This is a genomic window from Stenotrophomonas maltophilia (assembly GCF_047782825.1).
GTDB lineage: Bacteria > Pseudomonadota > Gammaproteobacteria > Xanthomonadales > Xanthomonadaceae > Stenotrophomonas.
The window spans coordinates 978,699-1,002,564 of record NZ_CP180589.1; the positions used below are offsets into that span (position 1 = coordinate 978,699).

Sequence of the window (23,866 nt, forward strand, 5' to 3'; positions counted from 1 at the left end):
CTACCGGCATTTTTCCGTCGCACCCCACGCCCCACACTACGGCACGCCCCTTGCATATCCCGGTGAAGCAACCCTCAGGAGCTTCACCTCGTGGCCGCAGCCGCTGATAAAACCAAGAAGACCGCCGACAAGGACAAGGCCGCAAAGCCGCGCAGTCCGCTGTTGATCACCGCCCTGGTGGCCGTACTGGCCGCAGGTGCCGCCGGTGGCGGCGTCTGGTTCTTCACCCAGTCCAAGCACGAAGAAAAGACCGCCGAAGCGCCGAAGAAGGGTGCCACCCCGGCCCCGGCCCAGTACTTCGCGCTGGAACCGGCCTTCGTGGTCAACCTCAACGGTTCGATGGACGGCCCGCGCTACCTGCAGGTGGAAGTGCAGCTGATGACCCGCGACCCGGCCGCGCTGGAAGCGATCAAGACCCACGCCCCGGCCATCCGTGCGCGCCTGCTGATGCTGTTCTCGCAGGTCAGCCCCGACCAGATCGCCGATGTCGCCGGCAAGCAGAAGCTGCAGGCCGATTCGCTGGCTGAAGTGCAGAAGGTGCTCAAGGCCGAGACCGGCAGCAACGGCGCCGACGATCTGCTGTTCACCAGCTTCGTGACCCAGTAAGAGCCCACCCTGATGAATGACCTGCTGTCCCAGGACGAGATCGATGCCCTGCTCCATGGCGTGGACAGTGGCGCGGTCGAAACCGAACCGGAAGCGCCCAGTGGCGAGGCCCGTTCCTACGATTTCGCCAGCCAGGACCGGATCATCCGCGGTCGCATGCCGACCCTGGAAATGGTCCACGAACGCTTCGCCCGCCTGTGGCGGATCGGCCTGTTCAACCTGATCCGGCGTTCGGCGGAACTGTCGGTGCGCGGCATCGAGCTGATCAAGTTCAACGACTACATGCACTCGCTGTATGTGCCGACCAACCTGAACCTGATCCGCTTCAAGCCGCTGCGTGGCACCGGCCTGATCGTGTTCGAGCCCACTCTGGTGTTCGCCATCGTCGACAACTTCTTCGGTGGTGACGGTCGTTACCCGACCCGCATCGAAGGCCGCGAATTCACCGCCACCGAAATGCGGGTGATCCACCTGCTGCTGAAGCAGACCTTCGCCGACCTGCGCGAAGCGTGGGCGCCGGTGATGGAAGTGGATTTCGAATACATCAACTCGGAAATCAACCCGCACTTCGCCAACATCGTGACTCCGCGCGAGTACGTGGTGGTGTGCCGCCTGCACGTCGAACTCGACGGCGGTGGCGGCGACATCCACGTGACCCTGCCGTACTCGATGCTCGAGCCGATCCGCGAACTGCTCGATGCCGGCATCCAGAGTGACCGCAACGACCGCGACGAAAGCTGGGGCCGCACCCTGCGCGAACAGCTCAACGTGGCCGAAGTCACCCTGTCCAGCGTGCTGGCCAGCAAGCGCATGACCCTGCGTGACCTGACCCAGCTGAAGGTGGGCGACATCCTGCCGATCGAGCTGAGCCCGCAGGTGCCGCTGTGCGTGGAGAACATTCCCGTGTTCACCGGCGAATTCGGCATCGCCAACGGCATGAACGCCGTGAAGATCACCGCTACCCATCCGCCGGGCACCCGCCCGCGCGTACCCGTCATCCAGGAAGACCCGCAATGAACGATATTGACGCCCTCGAACCGACCCCGGCCCAGTTCAGCAGCCTGCAGGCCGATGATTCGAACGGTCCGGACCTGAACCTGGACGTGATCCTCGACGTGCCGGTGACCCTGTCGCTGGAAGTCGGCCGCGCCCGCCTGCCGATCCGCAACCTGCTGCAGCTCAACCAGGGTTCGGTGGTGGAACTGGAACGCGGCGCCGGCGAATCGCTGGATGTGTTCGTCAACGGCACCCTGATCGCCCACGGCGAAGTGGTGGTGATCAACGACCGCTTCGGCGTGCGCCTGACCGACGTGGTCAGCCCGAGCGAGCGGATCCGGAGACTGCGTTGAGCCTGCTGCTCGCCACCGCCCAGGCTGCGGCGAAAGCCACGCCGCAGATCGGCCAGCACGCCGCCGCCGCACCGAGCCTGTTCGGTGCGGTGCTGGCACTGCTGGCAGTGCTGGCCCTGGTGGTCGGCCTGGGCTGGCTGCTCAAGCGCATGCCCGGCAGCGGCTTCCGCCCGCCGGAAGGCATGAAGCTGGTGGCCAGCCTGAGCGTGGGCGCCAAGGAGCGCGTGGTGGTGGTGGAGGTCAATGGCCAGCAGCTGCTGCTGGGCGTGACCACCGGCGGCATCAACGCCCTGCATACCCTTTCCGAACCGCTGCCGCCGCCCGCGCCGGTGCGCGTGCCGGACCTGAAGAACCTGCCGAATTTCGCCCAGCTGCTGCACCAGCGGCTGCGCAAGGACCCCTGACATGCGTGTCGCCCGTACCCGCCCTGCCACCGTGCTGTCGTGGCTGCTGTTGATCGCCCTGTGCCTGCTGCCCGCGCTGGCCTTCGCCGCGCCTGGCGCGCCGGCCTCGCTGCCGGATGTGAACGTCGGCAAGATCGGGGGCCAGGCCGTCAGCCTGCCGCTGCAGACCCTGCTGCTGATGACGGCGATCACCCTGATCCCGTCCATGCTGCTGGTGCTGACCTCCTTCACCCGCATCATCATCGTGCTGGGCCTGCTGCGCCAGGCACTGGGTACCGGGCAGACCCCGTCCAACCAGGTGCTGCTGGGCCTGGCCCTGTTCCTGACCGCGATGATCATGCTGCCGACCTGGGACAAGGCGTGGAGCACCGGCATGGCGCCCTACCTCAATGGCGACATCGATTCCCAGACGGCATGGACGCTGACCACCCAGCCGCTGCGCGCCTTCATGCTGGCGCAGATCCGCGAAACCGACCTGATGACCTTCGCCGGCATCGCCGGGCACGGCACCTACGCCAGCCCCGACGCGATCCCGTTCCCGGTGCTGGTGGCCTCGTTCGTCACCAGTGAACTGAAGACCGCCTTCGAGATCGGCTTCCTGATCTTCATCCCGTTCGTGATCATCGATCTGGTGGTGGCCAGCGTGCTGATGTCGATGGGCATGATGATGCTGTCGCCGATGCTGGTGTCGGCCCCGTTCAAGATTCTGCTGTTCGTGCTGGTCGATGGCTGGGTGCTGACCGTGGGCACGTTGGCGGCGAGCTTCAATCCGGCGTGATTGAAAGGCAGTCGAGCGTGGCTCGACTCTACAGAAGCGCAGTCGAGCATGGCTCGACTCTACATAGGCAGATGGAACCCGAATGTCTCCCGAACTTGCCCTGACCGAACTGCGTGGCGGCCTGATTACCGTGTTGTGGGTGGCTGGCCCGCTGCTGCTCACCGTGCTGGTGGTGGGCGTGGTGGTGGGCGTCGTGCAGGCGGCCACCCAGTTGAATGAACCGACCATCGCCTTCGTTGCCAAGGCGGCGGCCTTGACTGCGGTGCTGTTCGCCCTGGGCAGCCTGCTGATCGGCCACCTGGTCGAATTCACCACGCTGCTGTTCCAGCGCATTCCGCACCTGATCGGCTAGGGCCCACCGTTTCGATGGACGCCGCCACCCAGATGACCGCCGACGGCCTGCAGGCCTTCGGCATGATCGGCACCGTGCTGTGGACCATGCTGCGCATCGGCGCGGTGGCCATGGCCATGCCCATGGTCGGCACCCGTGCGGTGCCGGGCAGGATCCGCGTGGTGCTGGCCGGCACCCTGGCCATTGCCCTGGCCCCGCTGCTGCCGCCGGTACCGGAGTGGACCGGGTTTGATGCGGCCACCGTGCTGACCATCGCCCGCGAACTGGCCATCGGCGTGTCCATCGGGTTCCTGCTGCGGATGGTGTTCGAAGCCGGCGCGCTGGCCGGCGAACTGATCGCCCAGGGCACCGGCCTGGCCTTCGCGCAGATGAGCGACCCGCTGCGTGGCGGCACCTCGGGCGTCATCGGCCAGTGGTTCTACCTGCTGTTCGGCCTGCTGTTCTTCACCGCCAACGGCCATCTGGCCCTGATCTCGCTGGTGGTGGACAGCTACCGGGCTCTGCCGATCGGTGCGCCCCTGCCCGACCCGCATGCCTTCTTCAGCATCGCCCCGACCTTCCTGCTGACCGTGCTGCGCGGCGCGCTGACCCTGGCCATCCCGCTGACGGTGGCGATGCTGGCGGTGAACTTGGCCTTCGGCGTGCTGGCCCGCGCCGCGCCGGCGCTGAATCCCATCCAGCTGGGCCTGCCGGTTTCGCTGCTGCTGGGCCTGTTCCTGCTGGCCCTGCTGGTAGGCGAGATGGGCCCGCCGGTGCAGCGCCTGTTCGATGCTGCCTTCGAAGCCGCCGGCGCCGTCACCCAGTAACGCCATCATCACGCTTTGCCGCTTGCCGTCCCCCCGGGGGCCCGCGTTAGAGTGAATGGGCGGCGACCAGGGGGACGCCGCACTTGGCGGCCGCTGTGCGGGCCGCCTGCCGTATGCATGCCCCGCCGTAGTTTTTCCGTTGACAGGCAAGTCCGGGAGACTGACGAATGCTGGTAGGCACGTACAACCCGTGGCTGGTGGCCATCTCGCTGCTGGTCGCAGTCATGGCTTCCTATACCGCGCTGGCGATGGCCGGACGCACCGTTACCGCACCCGGCAGGGGCGCGGCGTGGTGGTGGCGATCCGGGGGCGGTTTCGCCATGGGCCTGGGCATCTGGTCCATGCACTTCATCGGCATGCTCGCCTTCGACCTGCCCATTCCGCTGGGCTACGACCTGCCCATCACCTTGCTGTCGCTGGCCCTGGCCATCGCCTCATCGGTGTTCGCCCTGTGGCTGGTCTCGCTGCGCACCCTGCCGCACCCGCGCCTGGCCGGCGGCGCCGTGCTGATGGGCATCGGCATTGCCGGCATGCACTACGTGGGCATGGCCGCCATGCGCATGGCGCCGGGCATCGACTACGATCCGGTGTGGCTGGTGCTGTCGCTGCTGGTGGCGGTGGCAGCGTCCTGGGTGGCGTTGTACGTGGCCTTCCGCCTGCGCGCCCAGCACACCCGCAGCGTCGACCGCTTGGCCGCAGCCGGTCTGCTGGGCCTGGCCATTGTCGGCATGCACTACACCGGCATGGCCGCCGCCCGCTTCCCCGAAGGCAGCGTCTGCGGCGCCGCGGTGGGTGATGGCCTGCAGAGCACCTGGCTGGCCATGCTGGTGGTGGTGCTGACCGTGGCCATCCTGGCGGTGGTGCTGGTGGTGTCCTGGCTGGACCAGCGTGTGGAAGCGCAGCTGCTGCGGTTGCGTAATTCAATGTTGAGTACCTCGCTTACCGATGCCCAGCAGGAACTGACCCAGGCCGCGCTGCACGATCCGCTCACCCGCCTGCCGAACCGGCTGCTGCTGCAGCGGGGCATCGTGCAGGCCCTGGCCGAGGCCGAACAGGGCGGCAGCCGCTTCGCGGTGATGTTCATGGACCTGGATGGCTTCAAGCAGGTCAACGATGCCTACGGCCACCAGGCCGGCGATGCATTGCTGGTGGCGGTGGCCGAGCGCACCCGCCAGCTGCTGCGGCCACACGATCTGCTGGCCCGGCTGGGGGGCGATGAATTCGTGCTGGTGGTACGCATCGAGCACGACGAGGACCTGCCCACCCTCGCCCGCCGCATCCTGCAGGCGGTGGGCAGCGGCCCCCTGCTGCCGGACAACGAACTGCAGGTGACCGCCAGCATCGGCGTGGCCATCTGCCCCGACCACGCCGCCAGCGAGCGGCAGCTGATGGCCTTCGCCGATGCGGCCATGTACCAGGCCAAGGAATCCGGTCGCAACGCCTTCGTGATGTTCGCCGACTGGATGAACGACAGCGCCGAGCAACAGTTCCGGCTGCTGGCCGACCTGCGCCGTGCCATCGGCAGCGAGCAGCTGTTCCTGCACTACCAGCCGAAGATCCGCGTGGCCACGCAGAAGGTGGCCGGCGCCGAAGCGTTGATTCGTTGGCGCCACCCCGAACACGGCCTGGTCCCGCCGGACCGCTTCATCCGCCTGGCCGAGCGCAGCGGCACCATCAACGATATCGGCCGCTGGGCCCTGGACCAGGCCTGCGCACAGCTGCGGCGCTGGCACGACGCCGGGCATGAAGGCTGGTCGATGTCGGTGAACCTGTCACCGGTGCAGTTCAGCTCGCCCCACCTGCTGCAGGATGTCACCCAGGTGATCGAACGCCATGGCATCGCCGCGCGCCAGCTGGTGCTGGAAATCACCGAAAGCACGGTGATGCGCGATACCGATACCAGCCTGCGCCTGCTGCAGGCGCTGTCGGCCCTGGGCGTGGGCATTTCCATCGACGACTTCGGCACCGGCTATTCCAGCCTGCTGTACCTGAAGCGGCTGCCGGCCACCGAGATCAAGATCGACCACGCCTTCGTGCGCGATCTGGAACACAGCGCCGAAGATGTGGTGATCGTGTCGGCCATCGTGGCCCTGGGCCACGCCCTGGACATGGATATCGTGGCCGAAGGCGTGGAAACCGCCGCCCAGCGCGCCTACCTGGAACGACTGGGCTGTGACTACCTGCAGGGCTACCTGCTGGGCCGGCCGGTGGACCCGGCCCGTTTCATGCAGCTGCACGACCTGCCGCGGCCGCGGGTGGAACTGGCCAACCCACCGCCGCGCTGAGGCGTGCGCCCGCCGGGCATGGCCCGGCGCTACCGCCCCGCTCTGGTAGGTGCCAACCTTGGTTGGCACTTCTCACCTCCGCCGGGCATGGCCCGGCGCTACCGTCCCGCTCTGGTAGGTGCCAACCGCCCCGCTCTGGTGGGTGCCAACCTTGGTTGGCACAGTCGCGCCCTTCCCTCGCTGGGATGCCAGCCGCGGCCAGCGCAGCTGGCAATTGCCCGGCATGCGCAATACGCTTTCCCGGAACATCGGTGAAGGGAGTATGCGTATGTCAGGGAAGAGTTCATTCGAAAGTCCGCGCTGGCACCGTGACCTGCTTCGCTTCCTGCCGCTGAAGAGCCAGTTCGTGCTGTCGGGCAATGTGCGTGATCTGCAGGCCGGCGAACTGCAGCCCGGCCTGGTCACCGCGCAGGGCTTCAACCATCACCTGTGCACCACCCTGCTCGACGAAGGCTTCAGCCACGTGCTCGGCTGGGACCCGCTGGCCGGCTTCCGCGTTCTGAGCCGCGCAGGCGCAGAGCCCACCGACGGAGACGCCGTGCTGCGCGAGCTGGGGCTGACCCCAGCCAACGGCGCCGCGCCGGCCGGCATCGACCTGCTTTCCGCCACCCTGCCACGCTTGGTCAGCCGAAGCGGCGATCCCATTGCGCTGATTGTCGATTTTGCCTCGCGCTTGACCGTACGCAGCGACAATCTCAGCGCCGCCGAACACCAGTTGTTCACCCAGGCCCTGGTGCTGGCCCACCAGGCCCGCAGCCGTCCGGCCACAGCGGCGCGCAGACCGTTCTTCAACAGCATTCTGTGGATCGTGGAGAAGGAAGGCGATCTGCCCGATTGGCTGGTGGTGGCCAACCCCCGCATTCGCGCAATTTCGGTCGCAAAGCCCGACCAGCAGGTGCGCCGCGCACTGGCGCCCGCCCTGCTGAAGGGTTTGGCCGGTGCGGCTACGGCCACGCCCGATGCCATGGCAAAAGCGGTCGATGCCTTTGTCACCGAAACCGAGGGCCTGCTGCTGCTGGACCTTACCGCCATCACGCAACTGGCCCGGGTCGAGAACGTGGGCATGGAACAGATCAGTGACGCGGTACGCCGCTACAAGATCGGCGTCACCGAAGACCCTTGGCTTCGCATCGACCGCCCGCGCATCCGTGCAGCGCAGGACTATGTGCAGCAGCGGGTAAAGGGCCAGGACCACGCCGTGACCCACATGCTGGACATCGTCAAGCGCGCGATGACCGGCGTCGGCGCGCGCCGCAAAGGCAACCGGCCACGTGGCGTGGCCTTCCTGGCCGGGCCCACCGGTGTCGGCAAGACCGAACTGGCCAAGACCGTCACCAGCCTCCTGTTTGGCGACGAGGGCGCGTACATCCGCTTCGACATGTCCGAGTTCAGCGCCGAGCACGCCGACCAGCGGCTGATCGGTGCCCCGCCCGGCTACGTGGGCTACGACGTTGGCGGCGAGCTGACCAATGCCATCCGCGAGAAGCCCTTCAGCGTGGTCCTGTTCGACGAAATCGAAAAGGCCCATCCGCGCATTCTCGACAAATTCCTGCAGATACTCGACGACGGTGTGCTCACCTCCGGTCGCGGCGACCGCGTGTATTTTTCCGAGGCGCTGATCGTCTTCACCTCCAATCTTGGCATCTATCGCCAGGGCGAACATGGCGAGCGGGTGGCCAATGTGCTGCCCGGCGAAGCGTTCGAACAGGTGCAGGAAAAGGTCCACGCCGAGATCGACCGCCACTTCAAGCTGGTGCTGAACCGGCCGGAGATCCTGAACCGCATCGGCGAGAACATCATTGTTTTCGATTTCATCCGCGATGAGGTCGCCGTGCAGATCTTCGAGCAGATGGTGGATGCCACCCTGCAGGACCTGCATGCCCAGCAGTTGACGGTGACCCTGGCTGCAGAAGCGCGCGCCACGCTGCAGGCGCAGTGCCTGCAGGACCTGTCCAACGGCGGCCGGGGTATCCGCAACCAACTGGAGGCGCGCCTGCTGAACCCGCTGGCACGCAGCCTGTTCGACCAGGACGCGCAACCCGGCGAGCACTTCGTCATCACCGCCGTGCAGCCTGGCGGGCTGGCCGTGGAACGGGCCTGAGCATGCAGGTCAGCCTGTCGCGCGTGCATTTCCCCATCACCACACTGGGGCCGGGCCACAGGCTGGGCATCTGGTTCCAGGGCTGCAGCATCCGCTGCCCCGGCTGCATATCGGCCGATACCTGGGGGCCGGGGCATCGCCGAATCGAGGTGGACGTGCTGCTTGAGCAGCTTGCACCGTGGTGGCAGCAGGCCGACGGGGTGACCATTTCCGGCGGCGAGCCGTTCGACCAGTTCGATGCACTCCTGGCCCTGTTGCGCGGCCTGCGCTCGCGCGGCCCGGGCGACATCCTGGTCTACAGCGGCCATGCGCTGGAAGCGTTGCAGGCGCCATTGCGCCGCGCAGCAGGCCTGATCGACGGCCTGATGAGTGACCCCTATCTGGCGGACGCCGGGCAGACCCGCGCGTTACGTGGAAGCGACAACCAGCGACTGAGCCTGCTGACCGACCTTGGCCGCGATCGGCTGTCCGGGCTTGAGCGCCCGATCCTGCCCTCCGACAAGGTGCTGGACATCATGTTCGACGAGGACGGCAGCCTGTGGATGGCCGGCATCCCCCGACACAACGACCTGCTGCGCCTGCGCGGAATGCTGCGCGCGCAGGGTCATCACCTGCAGACCAGCGCGCACGCCCCAAGCGGCGAAGACGTGGAGTAACCGCATGATCCGATTCTGCCCCAACTGCCACACCGAACGCGGCCTGCATGAACTGTTCTGCGACGGTGCAATCGGCTCGCAGCCCTGCGGCTGGGACCTGGCAGGCGAGCCCATCCATGCTGATGGTTGGCGCCCGCGCACCGTGCGCACCCAGGATGAGGTCGCCGAAGCGCCGCACGACACGCGGGTAGAGGCCCACTGCAGCAACGGCCACGCACTGGAACCCGGCGACCTGCTGTGCCTGCAGTGTGGTGCCGAGCCCGCCCCCGCAGACGCAGGCGGCGCACCGCCCGTGGTCGAAGATGCCAGCGGCGGCGAAGCCGATGCAGGCACCGGCGAAACGGTGATCGACCAGTGGCGGCTGCTGCGCCAGATCAGCAGCACCGATGGCATCCGCGAGCGTTACCACGCCGAGCATGCGCAGAGCGGACAGGTGGCGGTGCTCACCCTGTACCGCGCGGGCGCAGAGCCTGACCCTGCCGTCTATGATGTCATCCGACGGTTGCCGCGCGACCACGTGCCGGACATCATCGCGACCGGTCGTTGGGACGACCGTGCCTACGAGGTGGTGGAAATGCTGACCGGCGGCAGCCTGGCCGACCTCGGCAGCGTCATCGCCGATGGCGATGCCGTGCGCCATGTGGTGCGCGAGCTGGGCCAGGCCCTGCATGCGTTCAACGAGGCAGGCCTGCGCCACCGTGACCTGCGCCCGGCCAGCCTGCTGGTGCGCGCGCGCGCGCCGCTGGACATGGTCATCAGCGGCTTCGGCTCGGCGCGCTTGTCCGAATACGATCTGGACATCGTTTCGCCGCTTGAAACCAGCCGCTACATGGCACCCGAAGCCATCGCCGGGGGCGTCGCCGCCGCGTCGGACTGGTGGAGCCTGGGCATGATCCTGCTGGAGCAGCTGACCGAAGGCCGCTGCTTCGAAGGCACCCACGCCAACGCCTACCTGATCCACGTGCTGGCCAATGGTGTACCGATTCCGGCGGACATCGATCCTGACCTGCAGCTGCTGCTGCGCGGCCTGCTGGTGCGTGACCGCCACCAGCGCTGGCAGTGGCCGGAGGTTTCGGACTGGTTGGCCGGCATTGCCGTCGCCGCGCCACCCTCGGCCACGCTGGAGCGTGACGAGGGGGACGGCGCCAGCCTGCGCCTGGGCGAACGACGCTTCCAGCGGCCTGCGCTCTTCGCCCTGCAGGCCGCACAGGCCGAGCACTGGGACGAGGCACGTGACAGCCTGTTGCGCGGCGTCATCGTCACCTGGGCCGACCAGGCCGGGCTTCCTCCCTCCATGGTGTCGGCACTGCGCCAGGTGGTCCAGCACGAAGGCGTGGAGGAGGATTTCCGGCTGATGCTGGCACTGAAGATCCTCAATCCGGAAATGCCGCTCATCCACCGTGGCAGCATCGTCACCCCGGGCTGGCTGCTGGAGAACCCGCTGGAAGGCTACCGCCTGATCAGCGGTTCGGTACCGGACCTGCTCGAACAGCTGCAGACCGATGCCTGGCTGTCGCGGCTGAAGCTGCGCGCACAGAACGTGCGACAGCGCGCGCTGCACCAGCAGATCGACCTCATTGAAGAGGTCCTGCGTGTGTACCTGCTGTCCACCTCGCGGGCACGCCTTGCCAGTCAATGGCAGGAGCGCCAGCGGTTGCTGCCGGATACGGACCACCCGGGACTGGCGAGCCTGGCCGAACGCCGGCGGGTGACCGAGGAAGACCTGATCGTGCTGCTCAGTGCGGGCATCGGGCAGTTCCGCTCGGTCGAGGCCATCGTCGCCGATGCCACCGCACTGGCGGCCAAGGCGGGCGTTGCCGAATGGGATGCCGCCGCGGCCACCCTGCGGCTGCAGCACCCGCGCAGCGAGCTGTACCGGGCCATGGACGAACGCATCCTGGGCTTCGCCCGATGTGGCATGCCGGTCATCGACAGCTGGGCCGAGCAGTTCCGTCTGGAACGACGCATGCCGCTGGCGCGCGCCCTGGTGGTGCTGGCCGTTCCCGGCAGCCGCTGGCAGCAGCCGCAACGGCAGCAGTACGTTGCCCAGATCCTGGATTTCTTCGAGAAGAAGGTGGTCACCGCGGTCATGCGCGGACCGCTGGTGCGGATGAGCATCGGCAAGACCACTGCGCGGGTGGACCTGCGCGAGCTGGACAGCACGCGGCGACCTGCCGCCGCCCTGCTCGACCACCTGATGCAGCGCAACGCGCGCGCCGTAGCAGCCGATCCGGAAGCCTTCGAGCGCAGCCCAGCGGTGGAACAGCGGCTGCGTTCGCTGTTGCGGCAGAGCACCCTGTACAAGCGCGATACCGGCATCGACGGCCTGTACCTGGGCTTCCCCTTCCTGCTCAGCCGCGATCCACGCAGCACTGCACGCGCACGCATCATTCCCCTGCTGCTGTGGCCGGTGCGACTGGAAATGGAACTGGCCCAGCACGGGTTGGCCAACCTCGCCTTCGACGGCGAGCGCGAGGAAGTGCGGATCAATCCAGCGCTGGAAAGCATCGTGGGTCCGGACGCGTTCCGCCGATGGCAGACATCGGCCGATGAGCTGCTGGGCCGCTCGTCGCTGCGTGCTTCTGACGTGATGGATGCCTTCGGCATGCTGGCTCGTGTCCGCTCACGCAGCCTGACGGCACTGCCGGGCCCCGACGTGGTGGTCGATCCGGTGGGCGATGAGCTGGAATGTGCCGCCGTCCTGTTCCATGTCACCTTCATGGGCCAGGCCATTGGCGAGGACCTTCGCCAGTTGAAGGTGCTGCCACCCAACGGCACGGGCCTGGAAACGGCCCTGCGCCTGGCGCCGCCTGCTGGCGATGCGGCAGCGGCCACCGCTCCGGCCGAGCTGCAACGCTTCTTCACCGTGGCCAGCGACCCATCCCAGGAAGCGGCGGTCCTGCAGGCCCGGCAAGGTCCAGGCCTGTTGATCGAAGGGCCACCGGGCACCGGCAAGAGCCAGACGATCGTCAACATGGTGGCCGATGCCATTGGTCGTGGACGCAGCCTGTTGATCGTCTGCCAGAAACACGCCGCCCTGGAAGTCGTGCACAAGCGCCTGGTTGCCGAAGGCCTGGACCAGCGCGTGGTGATGCTCAACGACGTGAACCGCGACCGCGAACCGGTGATCCGTTCCATCCGTGAGCAGTTGGAGCGCTTGTTCGCCGAGGGCAGTGGTGACCCGGACGGGCGCGCAGCGCGCGAGCGCACCGCCGCCCGTATCGAGGCGCTTGAGGGCGACCTGGATCGCTTCCAGCACAGCCTGCACCGCATCGATCCGCTCAGCCACCTCAGTTATCGCCAACTGCTGGGCGAACTGATCGAACTGGAAAGCGGCACGCCGCCCCTGGAATTCCCCGCGCTGCGACAACGACTGGGCGCACTGGACATGGCCCAGCTCACCGCGCTGGAAGAGCAGTGCGCCCCGCTGGTGCGCTGGTGGCTTCCAGCGCGCTACGAAGACAGTCCGCTGGCGGACCTTCGCCCGTTTGCCGCCGACACCGCCACGCTGGACGCATTCGCCGAAAGCCTGCAGTCGTTCATGCAGGCCGAACAACAACGCCAGCAGACATTGGCTGAACACCCTGCCAGTTTCGAGATCGAGGACGCGGCGCCGTACCGGACCTGGATCGATGCGCATGTGACCACGTTGTTGGCCCTGCGCGACGAACAACGCCAGCGTCTGGCGCGTTGGCTGCCGCTGTTCCGCAGCGCCACCGCGGGCGAGCCGGTGGCGGGCGACCAACTTATCGTTCAGTTGCGGCGGGTCGAGCAACATCTCCGCGGCGCGCCCCACGGCAGTGCCCTGCCCGGCCTGTCGCCCGCGCTGGCCAGACGGGATGAAGCCGCCCTGCGCCAGCACGAACAGGACATTACCGAGGTGATGGGCCGTAGCCGCTGGTGGGCCCGGTTGAATCCACGCCACATCGTGCAGCGCGGCCGCCTCAACCGCCTGCTGCGCGACCATGGCAGCGCCACGTCTGGCGTGGGCCTGCCGGCCCTGCTGGGCGCCGTGCGCCTGGCGCTGCACATGAACCCGTTGCGCCACCAGTACAACAGCGCCCGTCTGGCGCTGGGACTGCCGGCGATGGGCGACGATGGCGATGCCGACCTGCTGCCACACCTGCAGCAGGACATCACCGGGCTGCTGGAGGTGCAGACACTGGCCCGCGCCGTGGCACAGTCGCCCCGCGCCCAGCAGACCGACACCGCCATGCTGACCGCCGACAAAGCCCAGTTGCAGGTGCTGCTGGATGATCTGGACGCCTCCCTGCTCAGGCACGCCGCACGCCAGGCCAGCCTGCGCCCCCTGGCGGTACTCGACGACTGGCTCGACGAGCGGCTGGCCCAACAGTTGCGGCACAACGTCCTGCGCAACCTGGACAACCAGCTCGCGCTGGACCGTCTGCACGGCGCGCTGCCCAGCCTGGCGGCCTATCAGCAGTTCCGCGGCCGCGCCGGCCTGCTTGATGAAGCGGCCTGCCAGTTGCTGTCGCTGCTGCGCCAGCGTGAGGCGCAGTTGGATGCCTTGCCCATCGACCAGCTGGAAGGCGCCGTGCGCCGGCTGCTGAACCGCGAAGCCCGGCTGGGTTGGAAGCATCGTATCGAGCATGCCCTGCCCGAACTGCAGTTCAGCCAGGACGAAGCCCGCGCGAAGATCACGGCCCTGGCCGAGGCCGACCGGCAGATGCGCCGCCTGAACAGGGAACTGCTGGGCAGCCACTTGGACACGGCCGCGCTGGGCACCCGCAAGCAGTGGGAAGACGTTACCCGGCTGACCGGCCGCCGGTCGCGGCGCCTGCGCGAGTTCATCGAACTGGGCAGCGCGCTGGGCCTGATGCACCTGCGCCCGGTCTGGCTGATGAATCCGGATGTGGCCAGTCGTGTGCTGCCGCTGCAGGCCGGCCTGTTCGATACCGTGATCTACGACGAAGCCTCTCAGATGCCGGTCGAGTACGCGCTTCCCACCTTGTTCCGGGGCAAGGTCACCATTGTCAGCGGTGACGAAAAACAGATGCCGCCCACGGCCTTCTTCTCCAGCCGCGTGGAAAGCGATGAGGCCGAGATGTTCGATGGAGATGAACCGGACGCCGAGGCCGACGACGCCCAACGCGAGGCCTTCGAGGACGATTGGAACCGCCGCGAGATCAAGGACTGCCCGGACCTGCTGCAGTTGGCGCGTACCGTCCTGCCAAGCACGACCCTGCAGATCCACTACCGCTCGGCGTATCGCGAGCTGATCAGCTTCTCCAACGCGTCCTTCTACGGCAACCGCCTCAACGTGCCGGTACGCCACCCGCTGGCGCGCATCCAGCAGATCAAGCCGTTGCAGCTGATCCAGGTCGATGGTCTGTACCAGAACCAGACCAATGCACTGGAAGCCGAACGCGTGGTGGCCTACCTGCAGGACCTGTGGCAGGCGCCCCCCGCACAGCGTCCTTCGGTGGGCGTGGTGACCTTCAACCGCAAGCAGGCCGAGCTGATCGAGGACCAGATGGAACAGCGGGCCAGCGAGGACGAGCCCTTCCGCCTGGCCCTGCAGCAGGAGCGCGAGCGCATCGTGCAAGGCGAGGACATGTCGGTGTTCATCAAGAACGTGGAGAACGTGCAGGGTGACGAGCGCGACGTGATCGTGTTTTCCACCACTTTCGGCCGCAATGGCCAGGGTACGTTCCGGCGCAACTTCGGCGTGCTCGGCCAGACCGGCGGCGAGCGGCGGCTGAACGTAGCCGTCACCCGTGCCCGGCAGAAGGTGGTGATGATCACCTCGATGCCGATCAACGATGTGTCGGACCTGTTCGCGACCCAGCGCGCCCCCGCCAGCCCGCGCGACTACCTGCAGGGCTACCTGGCCTATGCCCGCGCCCTGTGTGCAGGGGAATTCGAGGCAGGCACGCGCCTGCTCGGCCGCCTGCAGACCGACCGCAGCCATGTTCCCACCGCCGCGCGCGGCGCGCAGGACGGGTTCGTCGCCATCGTGGGCGACTATCTGCGATCGCTGGGCTGGGCGGCCAATCCAGCCAACGAGGGCGATGCGTTCGGTCTGGATTTCGCCATTGAAGACCCGAGTACCGGCCTGTACGCCATCGGCATCGAATGCGATGCACCCAGTCACGCCCTGCTGCAGCGCGCCCGCGCCCGGGAAATCTGGCGCCCGGCAGTACTGGGGCGCGCCATTCCCAGGCTGCACCGTGTGTCATCGCAGGGCTGGTACCACGACGGTGATGGCGAGCGTGCACGCTTGCGCCAGGCAGTGGAACAGGCCATGGGGCATGCCGACCCCTCCAGCAAACCCCTGCATGCGTCCACCCAGGAGGCGTCGGCATGAGTGGTCCGAAGGTGGTCCGCATCCAGTCCGAAGCCGAGCTGCGCGCCCTGCGCGAGGACATGCTGCGCCTGCTTGAACGCGACGTGGAGCGCTGGCTGGAACGCGCCCACACGCTGCAGCCCCTGCAACAGACGCAGCGCACCGCCGTGTTGGCGCGCCGTGAGCGCCTGCGTGTGGCACTGACCATCAGTGACAACGCAGGCTATGCCCGCCAGGTGGAGGCCGAGCGAGCCTGGCTGCGTGCCGACCTGGACGAGCGCGAGGCGCATGCGATCGAACAGCGCATCGCCCAGCGCCAACGCAGCCGACGCCAGCAGGAGAATGCGGCGACGGTGCTCAACGCACTGCGCAGCGGCGGTCTGGCAGTGGATGCAGCGCTGTTGCAGGCCCTGACCCGGTTGGCGGAAGGCGGCACCGAATCCGATGCAGAAGGCCTGTTGGCCCGCGCCACGCTGGCGCTTGCCGCAGACGTACCGGGCGAGGCACTCAGCCCATCACAGCGCAACCTTGCCCAGGCGCTGCGTGAGGAGGGCCAGGAACGCAACGCGACCTGGCAGGCGCCGGCCGCCGAGCGTGACCCACGACTGCAGCGCATTGACCGGCACATTGCCGAGCTGCAGCTGCTGCAGGGAGCGGCACCGGCCGCTTCATTCGAGGACGCCCTGCGTGCGGCGGAGGCCGAGCCCAACACGCAGCGGCGCAATCTGCTGCTGGACAGTCTGGTGCTGGATCTGGCCAACGCCGCTGCGACCTGCCGCCAGCAGCGCAGCCACCTCACCCATCTGCACGACCTGGCGCACCTGCTGGATACGCTGGACGGGGACAACCACCGCGAACTGCTGCGCCAGATTGCAGGCGCCGATGCCAGCGTGCCGGCTGCCCACCTGCAGGCCTTGGCCGCGTCATGCCAGCACGCCATCGATCACTACCACCAGGTGCGGGCCGCTGCGTCGCGTCGTGCCGTCCTGCTGGCCGGCCTGGCCGAACTGGGCTACGAGGTCCGCGAAGGCATGGCAACGGCCTGGTCCGACCAGGGGCGTGTGGTGCTGCGTCGACCGGCCAGCCCCGGCTACGGAGTGGAACTGGGCGGCAATGCCGGCAGCGGTCGGCTGCAGATCCGCGCCGTGGCGATGCACACCGAGCGCGACCGAAGCCGCGACCGCGACGTGGAAGCCATCTGGTGCGGCGATTTCTCGCGCCTCAAGGCACAGCTGCATGCGCAGGGCAGCGACCTGCAGATCGAGCGCGCGCTGGGCGTGGGCGAGGTACCGCTGAAGGAAGTGGAGGCCAGCCCCGAGCCCGCCCGCGTGCTGTCCGATTCCGCAAGCCGCCCCCGCCAGGCCTGATCCGCCGGGCATGGCCCGGCGCTACCGCCCTCCTCCCGTGGGTGCCAACCGCCCCCAACCTGGTGGGTGCCAACCTTGGTTGGCACCGCTCTACCGTCACGGAACAGTTCTTGCACGCACCCCGGCACTCCCCGCCGTAGTGCACCGCGATGTCCGAGAACGAAGACGCAGGCGAAAAAACCGAACAACCAACAGAAAAACGCCTGCGCGATGCCCGTGAACAGGGCAACATCCCGCGCTCGCGTGAACTGGCCACCGTGGCGGTGTTCGGCGCCGGCGTGATCGCCATCATGGCCGGCAGCGCCACCCTGGCGGCCAACGGCCAGGCCTGGATGCGCGCCGCGCTCAGCCCCGAACCGGCCCTGTGGCAGCACCCCCAGGCGCTGTTCGGCCACTTCGGCATGCTGTTCCTGCGCCTGATGCTGGCCTGCTGGCCGCTGCTGCTGGTCTGCGTGCTGGCCAGCTTCCTGGCGCCGCTGGCGATGGGCGGGCTGCGCTGGTCGAACAAGTCGCTGATGCCCGACCCCAAGCGTCTCAGCCCCATGGCCGGGCTCAAGCGCATGTGGGGGCCGGAAGCCGGTGCCGAGTTCATCAAATCCCTGCTGCGGGTAGGCTTCGTCGGCGGTGCGGCGGCGCTGGTGTTCACCAGCAGCTTCGACAGCCTGCGCGGGCTGATCCACCAGCCGCTGGAAACCGCCATCAGCCGCGGCTTCGGCTTCACGCTGAAACTGCTGCTGGCCACCGCCGGGGCCATGCTGGTGCTGGCCGCCATCGACGCCCCGTACCAGCGCTGGAACTGGATGCGCAAGCTGAAGATGACCCGCGAGGAGCTTCGCCGGGAAATGAAGGAAAGCGAAGGCAGCCCGGAAGTGAAGGGCCGCATCCGGCAGATGCAGCAGCAGCTGGCCAACCGCCGGATGATGGAAGCGGTGCCCACCGCCGACGTGGTGGTGGTCAACCCCACCCACTACGCGGTGGCCCTGAAGTACGAGGGCGGCAGCATGAACGCCCCCACCGTGGTCGCCCTGGGCGTGGACGAAACCGCCCTGCGCATCCGTGAAGTGGCCGACGGCAACAAGGTCGCCATCGTCTCTGCCCCGCCTTTGGCACGCGCCTTGTATCGGGAAGGCCAACTCGGCAAGGAAATCCCCGTGAGACTGTATTCAGCCGTCGCCCAGGTCCTCTCCTACGTCTACCAGCTGCGCAGCTGGCGGACCGGCCCGATGCCGTCCGCACCGCAGATCCAGGTTGATGAATTCACCAACGGGGGTCGTCCGTGAACGCACAGGCATCCGGGTTCAACACCCGCCGCGCCCTGGAAATGATCCGCCAGGGCCTTGGCGCACCGCTGATCGTGCTGGCCCTGCTGGCCATGGTGGTGGTGCCACTGGCCGCGCCGGTGCTCGATGCACTGTTCACCTTCAACATCGCCATCTCGCTGATGGTGCTGCTGGCGGTGGTCTACGTGAAGCGCCCGCTGGATTTCACCATCTTCCCGATCGTGCTGCTGATCACCACCATGCTGCGGCTGGCGCTGAACGTGGCCTCCACCCGCGTCATCCTGCTGAACGGCCAGAACGGCCACGAGGCGGCCGGCAAGGTCATCGCCGCCTTCGGCGAATTCGTGATCGGCGGCAACTACGCGGTCGGCATCGTGGTCTTCGCCATCCTGACCATCATCAACTTCGTGGTCATCACCAAGGGTGCCGGCCGCGTTTCGGAAGTGACCGCGCGCTTCATCCTGGATGCCATGCCCGGCAAGCAGATGGCCATCGATGCCGATCTGAACGCCGGTTTGCTGACGCGTGAAGAAGCCAAGCTGCGCCGCGAGGAAGTCCGCGAGGAAGCCGACTTCTACGGTGCGATGGACGGTGCCAGCAAGTTCATCCGCGGCGACGCCATCGCCGGCATCCTGATCCTGTTCATCAACATGCTGGGCGGCCTGGCCGTGGGCGTGCTGCAGCATGGCATGCCGTTCGGCGAAGCCGCGGCCACCTACACCCTGCTGTCCATCGGTGACGGCCTGGTGGCGCAGCTGCCGGCCCTGCTGGTGTCCAGCGCAGTGGCGATGCTGGTCACCCGCGCCTCGCGCTCGCAGGACATGGCCCAGGCCATGACCGGCCAGGTGTTCGGCCAGTACCGTGCACTGGCGATCACCGCCGGCATCATCGGCGTGGTCGGCCTGGTGCCGGGCATGCCCAACGTCGCTTTCCTGACGCTGGCGGCAATCCTCGGCTTCATCGCCTGGAAGGTCTACCGCAAGACCCAGGCGCCGGCCGCCGAGGCCGCCGCCGGCAGCGATGCCGCCGCGCTCAATGCCCTGGGCCGCCCCGCCGCGCCGGCGCCGACCGCTGAACTGAGCTGGGACGAACTGCGCCCGGTCGATCCGCTGGGCCTGGAAGTGGGCTACCGCCTGATTCCGCTGGTGGACAGCAACCAGGGCGGCGAGCTGATGGCGCGCATCAAGGGCGTGCGCCGCAAGCTGACCCAGGACGTGGGCTTCCTGATTCCGTCCGTGCATATCCGCGACAACCTGGAACTGCCGGCCAACGGCTACCGGGTGCTGGTACACGGGGTGCCGGTGGCCACCGCCGAGATCCATCCGGACCGCGAACTGGCGCTGGACCCGGGCAGCGCACTGGGCCCGCTGGAAGGCATTGCCGGCAAGGACCCCGCCTTCGGCCTGGACGCCACGTGGATCCAGCCGCACCAGCGCGCCCAGGCCGAAACCATGGGCTACACCGTGGTCGACCCGGCCACGGTGGTCGCCACCCATCTGTCCCACCTGATCCGCGAACACGCGCCGGAACTGCTGGGCCACGAGGAAGTGCAGCACCTGCTGGCCAACCTGGCCAAGAGCGCGCCCAAGCTCGTCGAAGATCTGACGCCCAAGGCGCTGCCGCTGTCGGCGGTGGTGCGCGTGCTGCAGAACCTGCTGGTCGAACGCATTCCGATCCGCCAGCTGCGCAAGATCGCCGAAGCACTGGTGGAACACGCGCCCAGCAGCCAGGACCCGGCCACGCTGACCGCCGCCGTGCGCAACGCGCTGGGCCGCTTCATCGTGCAGGAGATCGCCGGAATGTCGGCGGAGCTGCCGGTGTTCACCCTCAACCCGCAATTGGAACGTGTCTTGCAGGAGTCCACGCAGGGCAACGGCGCCGCGCTGGAACCCGGACTCGCAGAGCGACTGCACCAGAGCCTGGCCGAATGTGTCAGCAAGCAGGAAGCGCGAAACGAGCCGGCGGTAGTGCTGGTACCAGGCCCGGTGCGCGCCGCGCTGGCGCGCCTGGTCCGCCACAGCGTTCCGTCGCTGTCGGTCCTGGCCTACAGCGAGGTGCCGGAGGACAAGCGCCTGAAGCTGGTCGGAACGATCAGCTGACGCCGCCCCGCCAAGCGCCAGAAAACAGACACCACTTTCAAACCGCAATACACGACAGATTCCAAGGGGAACCCGAACCGTGCAGACCACCGACCACCCGCGTTCTCCGACCGCCACTCCGCCGACTTCGTCCCGTGACCACAGCATGAAAATCAAACGATTCGTCGCCGCCGACATGCGCTCGGCCATGAACCTGGTGCGCAAGGAACATGGTCCTGATGCCGTGATCCTGTCCAACCGCCGGATCGAGGAAGGCATCGAGATCGTCGCCGCCGCCAACTACGACGAGAGCGCCGTGCAGCGTGCGCTTGAAGCATCGCGCCGCGACGTCGCTCCGCCGCCGCCGCCGAAGCCGCGCACCGCCGCCGATGCAGTCATCGCCGCGGTGACCCGCCGCCGCAGCGCCGCCCCGGTTGCCGAGCCGGTCGCCGCCACCACCTCGGCCGTGGCCGCCCTGGCCCGCGCCGCCGTCGGCGCCACCGGCCGTACCCTGGACAGCGCCGACGAGATCGTACCGACCCGCGGCAGCACCGGTTTCGCCGCGACCCTGGCCCGCGCCGGCGTCAACGAATCGGCACTGCCGGACCAGATCTTCGCCCCGTTCGCCGAGGCGATCGTGGCCGCCCCGGCCAGCGCGCCGGTCGCCACCGCCACTGCCGCCCTGGTCAACCGCGCACGCTTCCAGATCGACCCGCCGCTGGAAGAAGAGGCCAACGCGCCACTGCCGCCGCCGCTGCCGGTCCCCGCCGACGCCGTGGCCGCCGAGACCGTCAGCGCACCGGCGGAGGGGGTTGTCGCCGCCCCGGCGCCGGTCGCGGCTACCGCGGTTGCCCAGGACGCAGGCCCGGCCCACGAGGCCCTGCCGGCCCCGGCACCGCAACTGGCGCCGGCACCGGCGCTGACCGTGGTCGCCCAGGATGATGCCGAGATCCGCCAGCTGCGCCAGGAAGTGGCCGGCATGCGCCAGGTGATCGAGCGCGAGATGAACCGCTTCACCGACGAGCGCCTGCGTGGCTGCCAGGTGCGCGCCACCGCGCTGGACCTGATGGACGAGTATGGCTTCGACGCCGGCCTGGCCCGTGACGTGGCGATGCAGATCCCGCTGGAAACCGAGGCCCACCGCGGCCGCGGCCTGATGCTGGGTCTGATCTCGCGCAAGCTGCCGATCGCCCCGGTCGATCCGCTGGAAGAAGGCGGCGTGATCGCCCTGGTCGGCCCCACCGGTGCCGGCAAGACCACCACCATCGCCAAGCTGGCCTCGCGCTTCGCTGAAAAGCACGCCCCGCGCGACGTCGCCCTGGTGACCACCGATACCATGCGCATCGGCGCCCGCGAGCAGCTGTACGGCTACGGCCGCCAGCTGGGCATCGCGGTGCACGAAGCCAACAGCGGCACCGACCTGGACCAGCTGCTGGAGCGCCTGAAGGACTACAAGCTGGTGCTGATCGACACCGCCGGCCTGGGCCCGCGCGACCGCGCCCTGGCCGCCCAGCTGCAGTGGCTGCGCGCCGCCCGCCAGGTGCGCACCCTGCTGGTGCTGCCGGCCAACACCAGCTTCGGCGACATGGACGAGGTCGTCCGCCGCTTCGGCGCGGCCAACCTGCAGGGCCTGGTGCTGAGCAAGCTGGACGAAACCGGCCGCTTCGGCAACGCCCTGTCGGTGGCGGTGGACCACAGCCTGCCGATCACCTGGGTGACCGATGGCCAGGACGTCCCGGAGGACCTGCACCGGGCCAGTGCAGCCAATCTTGTACTTCGCCTTGAAGATTTGCGCCGAGCGGCCGATATGCCCTGCAACCCGGAGTTGAACCATGCCGTCGCGTGAGTACGCCAAGCTGACCAATACCTTCCCGCTGTCGGCCACCCGCAGCGAGCCGCTCGGCCCTGTGCGCACCATTGCGGTGACCGGCGGCAAGGGCGGCGTGGGCAAGACGAATGTGTCCGCCAACCTGGCCGTGGCGCTGGCGGGCATGGGCAAGCGCACGCTGTTGCTGGACGCCGACCTGGGCCTGGCCAACATCGACGTGATCCTGGGCCTGAACCCCACCTTCACCCTGGCCGACCTGGTCGCCGGGCGCTGCTCGCTGGACGATGTGATCATCGAAGGCCCCAACGGCGTGCTGGTGGTCCCGGCCGCGTCGGGCCGCCGGCACATGGCCGAACTGGCGCCGGCCGAGCACGTGGGCCTGGTCAACGTGTTCTCCGAGCTCGAGCGCGAGCTGGACATCATGGTGGTGGACACCGCCGCCGGCATCAACGATGGCGTGCTGACCTTCTGCCAGGCCGCACAGGACACCGTGGTGGTGGTCTGCGACGAGCCGGCCTCGATCACCGACGCCTACGCACTGATCAAGGTGCTGTCGCGCGAACGTGGCGTGGACCGCATCCAGGTGGTGGCCAACATGGTGCGCGACCCCAACGAAGGCCGCGTGCTGTACGAAAAGCTGACCCGCGTCTGCGAGAAGTTCCTCGCCGATGTGTCGCTGAACTACCTGGGCTGCGTGCCGCAGGATGACTGGCTGCGCCTGTCGGTGCAGCGCCAGCAGCCGGTGGTGAAGGCCTACCCGTCCAGCCCGGCCGCGCTGGCGATCACCGAGATCGCCCGCCGCACCGCCCGCTGGCAGGCGCCGACCGAACCGCGTGGTGGCGTCGAATTCTTCCTGGAACGCATCCTCAAGCAGCGCGGGGTGACCGCATGAAAGGCGCAGCCCAGTACAGGGAAGTCCAGCGCTCGTCGGCGAACGATGTCATCGCCCAGCACTCGGACCTGGTACGCCGCATCGCCCACCATCTGGCCGCTCGCCTGCCGGCCAGCGTGGAAGTGGACGACCTGATCCAGGCCGGCATGATGGGCCTGATCGAAGCCTCGCGCAGTTATGACGCCGACCAGGGCGCCTCGTTCGAAACCTACGCCTCGATCCGCATCCGCGGTTCGATGATCGACGAGATCCGCCGGGGTGACTGGGTGCCGCGTTCAGTGCACCGCCGTGCCCGCGACGCCGCCGCCACCATCCGCCGCCTGGAACAGAGCAGCGGCCGCGCCGCCAGCGCCACAGAAGTGGCTGCCGCGATGGAAATGCCCCTGCCCGAATACCTGCGGCTGATGGAAGACGCCGCGCGCGGCCAGGTGTTGAGCCTGGAATCGCGCATCGAGGACCAGGGCGAGCTGGATACCGTCGCCCAGGGCGGCCCGACCCCGCAGCAGGTGCTGGAGCGCGGTGAATTCGGTCGCGAACTGGGCAAGGCCATCGGCCACCTGCCCGAGCGCGAACAGCTGGTGCTTTCGCTCTACTACGAGCAGGAGCTGAACCTGAAGGAGATCGGCGCAGTGCTCGGCGTGAGCGAATCGCGGGTCTGCCAGATCCACGGCCAGGCGGTCCTGCGCCTGCGTGGCCGATTGAAAATCTTCGAGGCCGCCGACGCGGGCCTGGAAGAATGAACATGCCCGAGGCGGCTGCCCCCGGCCTCTCGGAATG

At 68.1% G+C, this 23,866-nt stretch carries 17 protein-coding genes; all 17 read left to right on the forward strand.

Features of this window, described 5'->3' with window-relative positions; translation table 11 throughout:
- The first annotated feature begins 90 nt into the window (after positions 1–90).
- The gene (gene fliL / locus ACM2ZB_RS04545) at positions 91–606 is read left to right on the forward strand and encodes a flagellar basal body-associated protein FliL (RefSeq protein WP_313440319.1); all 516 of its coding nucleotides are present in this window, start codon (positions 91–93) and stop codon (positions 604–606) included.
- 12 nt (positions 607–618) lie between these two features.
- Positions 619–1,623: a flagellar motor switch protein FliM gene (gene fliM / locus ACM2ZB_RS04550; RefSeq protein ID WP_313440317.1), complete on the forward strand. Its 1,005-nt coding sequence runs from the start codon at positions 619–621 to the stop codon at positions 1,621–1,623.
- Positions 1,620–1,955 (forward strand): flagellar motor switch protein FliN, encoded by a 336-nt coding sequence (fliN, locus tag ACM2ZB_RS04555; protein WP_416057620.1) that lies wholly within the window; start codon positions 1,620–1,622, stop codon positions 1,953–1,955. The genes fliM and fliN overlap by 4 nt, the downstream gene beginning before the upstream one ends.
- Positions 1,952–2,359, forward strand: a complete 408-nt coding sequence (gene fliO / locus ACM2ZB_RS04560; protein ID WP_416057621.1) for a flagellar biosynthetic protein FliO — start codon at positions 1,952–1,954, stop codon at positions 2,357–2,359. Before fliN ends, fliO begins: the two co-directional genes overlap by 4 nt.
- A 1-nt stretch (position 2,360) precedes the next feature.
- The gene (gene fliP, locus ACM2ZB_RS04565; RefSeq protein ID WP_416057622.1) at positions 2,361–3,137 is read left to right on the forward strand and encodes a flagellar type III secretion system pore protein FliP; all 777 of its coding nucleotides are present in this window, start codon (positions 2,361–2,363) and stop codon (positions 3,135–3,137) included.
- A gap of 82 nt (positions 3,138–3,219) precedes the next feature.
- Entirely contained in the window at positions 3,220–3,489 is a 270-nt protein-coding gene (locus ACM2ZB_RS04570) for a flagellar biosynthetic protein FliQ (RefSeq protein WP_005413254.1), read from the forward strand.
- Between the two features lie 14 nt (positions 3,490–3,503).
- Entirely contained in the window at positions 3,504–4,295 is a 792-nt protein-coding gene (gene fliR / locus ACM2ZB_RS04575; protein ID WP_416057623.1) for a flagellar biosynthetic protein FliR, read from the forward strand.
- Positions 4,296–4,462: 167 nt separating this feature from the next.
- On the forward strand, positions 4,463–6,580 hold the full coding sequence (locus ACM2ZB_RS04580) for a putative bifunctional diguanylate cyclase/phosphodiesterase (protein WP_416057624.1): 2,118 nt from the start codon (positions 4,463–4,465) through the stop codon (positions 6,578–6,580).
- A 268-nt stretch (positions 6,581–6,848) separates the two neighbouring features.
- Complete coding sequence (locus ACM2ZB_RS04585) at positions 6,849–8,681, forward strand: AAA family ATPase (RefSeq protein WP_416057625.1); 1,833 nt, start codon at positions 6,849–6,851, stop codon at positions 8,679–8,681.
- A gap of 2 nt (positions 8,682–8,683) precedes the next feature.
- A complete protein-coding gene (locus ACM2ZB_RS04590; protein ID WP_416057626.1) occupies positions 8,684–9,337 on the forward strand; it encodes a 4Fe-4S cluster-binding domain-containing protein in 654 nt (217 codons plus the stop codon).
- Positions 9,338–9,341: 4 nt separating this feature from the next.
- Complete coding sequence (locus ACM2ZB_RS04595) at positions 9,342–15,665, forward strand: AAA domain-containing protein (protein ID WP_416057627.1); 6,324 nt, start codon at positions 9,342–9,344, stop codon at positions 15,663–15,665.
- Positions 15,662–17,011 carry a hypothetical protein gene (locus ACM2ZB_RS04600; protein WP_416057628.1) on the forward strand — a complete coding sequence of 450 codons (1,350 nt, stop codon included), beginning with the start codon at positions 15,662–15,664 and terminating at the stop codon, positions 17,009–17,011. The genes ACM2ZB_RS04595 and ACM2ZB_RS04600 overlap by 4 nt, the downstream gene beginning before the upstream one ends.
- Before the next feature lie 149 nt (positions 17,012–17,160).
- On the forward strand, positions 17,161–18,291 hold the full coding sequence (gene flhB, locus ACM2ZB_RS04605) for a flagellar biosynthesis protein FlhB (protein WP_416057629.1): 1,131 nt from the start codon (positions 17,161–17,163) through the stop codon (positions 18,289–18,291).
- A 41-nt stretch (positions 18,292–18,332) separates the two neighbouring features.
- Positions 18,333–20,390, forward strand: coding sequence for a flagellar biosynthesis protein FlhA (gene flhA / locus ACM2ZB_RS04610; protein WP_313440488.1), 2,058 nt, complete (start codon positions 18,333–18,335; stop codon positions 20,388–20,390).
- Positions 20,391–20,535: 145 nt separating this feature from the next.
- Positions 20,536–22,215 (forward strand): flagellar biosynthesis protein FlhF, encoded by a 1,680-nt coding sequence (flhF, locus tag ACM2ZB_RS04615; RefSeq protein ID WP_416057630.1) that lies wholly within the window; start codon positions 20,536–20,538, stop codon positions 22,213–22,215.
- Complete coding sequence (locus ACM2ZB_RS04620) at positions 22,202–23,089, forward strand: MinD/ParA family protein (protein ID WP_313440298.1); 888 nt, start codon at positions 22,202–22,204, stop codon at positions 23,087–23,089. The genes flhF and ACM2ZB_RS04620 overlap by 14 nt, the downstream gene beginning before the upstream one ends.
- Positions 23,086–23,829: an RNA polymerase sigma factor FliA gene (locus tag ACM2ZB_RS04625; protein WP_416057631.1), complete on the forward strand. Its 744-nt coding sequence runs from the start codon at positions 23,086–23,088 to the stop codon at positions 23,827–23,829. The genes ACM2ZB_RS04620 and ACM2ZB_RS04625 overlap by 4 nt, the downstream gene beginning before the upstream one ends.
- The last annotated feature ends 37 nt before the right edge of the window (positions 23,830–23,866 follow it).

Excerpts from the sequence above, each read along its gene's own strand:
- ACM2ZB_RS04585 (WP_416057625.1), top strand. The coding sequence starts at position 6,849 with ATGTCAGGGAAGAGTTCATTCGAAAGTCCGCGCTGGCACCGTGACCTG.
- fliM (WP_313440317.1), top strand. The coding sequence starts at position 619 with ATGAATGACCTGCTGTCCCAGGACGAGATCGATGCCCTGCTCCATGGC.
- flhF (WP_416057630.1), top strand. The coding sequence starts at position 20,536 with ATGAAAATCAAACGATTCGTCGCCGCCGACATGCGCTCGGCCATGAAC.
- fliN (WP_416057620.1), top strand. The coding sequence starts at position 1,620 with ATGAACGATATTGACGCCCTCGAACCGACCCCGGCCCAGTTCAGCAGC.
- ACM2ZB_RS04590 (WP_416057626.1), top strand. The coding sequence starts at position 8,684 with ATGCAGGTCAGCCTGTCGCGCGTGCATTTCCCCATCACCACACTGGGG.
- flhB (WP_416057629.1), top strand. The coding sequence starts at position 17,161 with ATGTCCGAGAACGAAGACGCAGGCGAAAAAACCGAACAACCAACAGAA.
- ACM2ZB_RS04570 (WP_005413254.1), top strand. The coding sequence starts at position 3,220 with ATGTCTCCCGAACTTGCCCTGACCGAACTGCGTGGCGGCCTGATTACC.
- fliR (WP_416057623.1), top strand. The coding sequence starts at position 3,504 with ATGGACGCCGCCACCCAGATGACCGCCGACGGCCTGCAGGCCTTCGGC.
- ACM2ZB_RS04600 (WP_416057628.1), top strand. The coding sequence starts at position 15,662 with ATGAGTGGTCCGAAGGTGGTCCGCATCCAGTCCGAAGCCGAGCTGCGC.
- fliP (WP_416057622.1), top strand. The coding sequence starts at position 2,361 with ATGCGTGTCGCCCGTACCCGCCCTGCCACCGTGCTGTCGTGGCTGCTG.
- flhA (WP_313440488.1), top strand. The coding sequence starts at position 18,333 with ATGATCCGCCAGGGCCTTGGCGCACCGCTGATCGTGCTGGCCCTGCTG.
- ACM2ZB_RS04580 (WP_416057624.1), top strand. The coding sequence starts at position 4,463 with ATGCTGGTAGGCACGTACAACCCGTGGCTGGTGGCCATCTCGCTGCTG.
- ACM2ZB_RS04595 (WP_416057627.1), top strand. The coding sequence starts at position 9,342 with ATGATCCGATTCTGCCCCAACTGCCACACCGAACGCGGCCTGCATGAA.
- ACM2ZB_RS04620 (WP_313440298.1), top strand. The coding sequence starts at position 22,202 with ATGCCGTCGCGTGAGTACGCCAAGCTGACCAATACCTTCCCGCTGTCG.
- ACM2ZB_RS04625 (WP_416057631.1), top strand. The coding sequence starts at position 23,086 with ATGAAAGGCGCAGCCCAGTACAGGGAAGTCCAGCGCTCGTCGGCGAAC.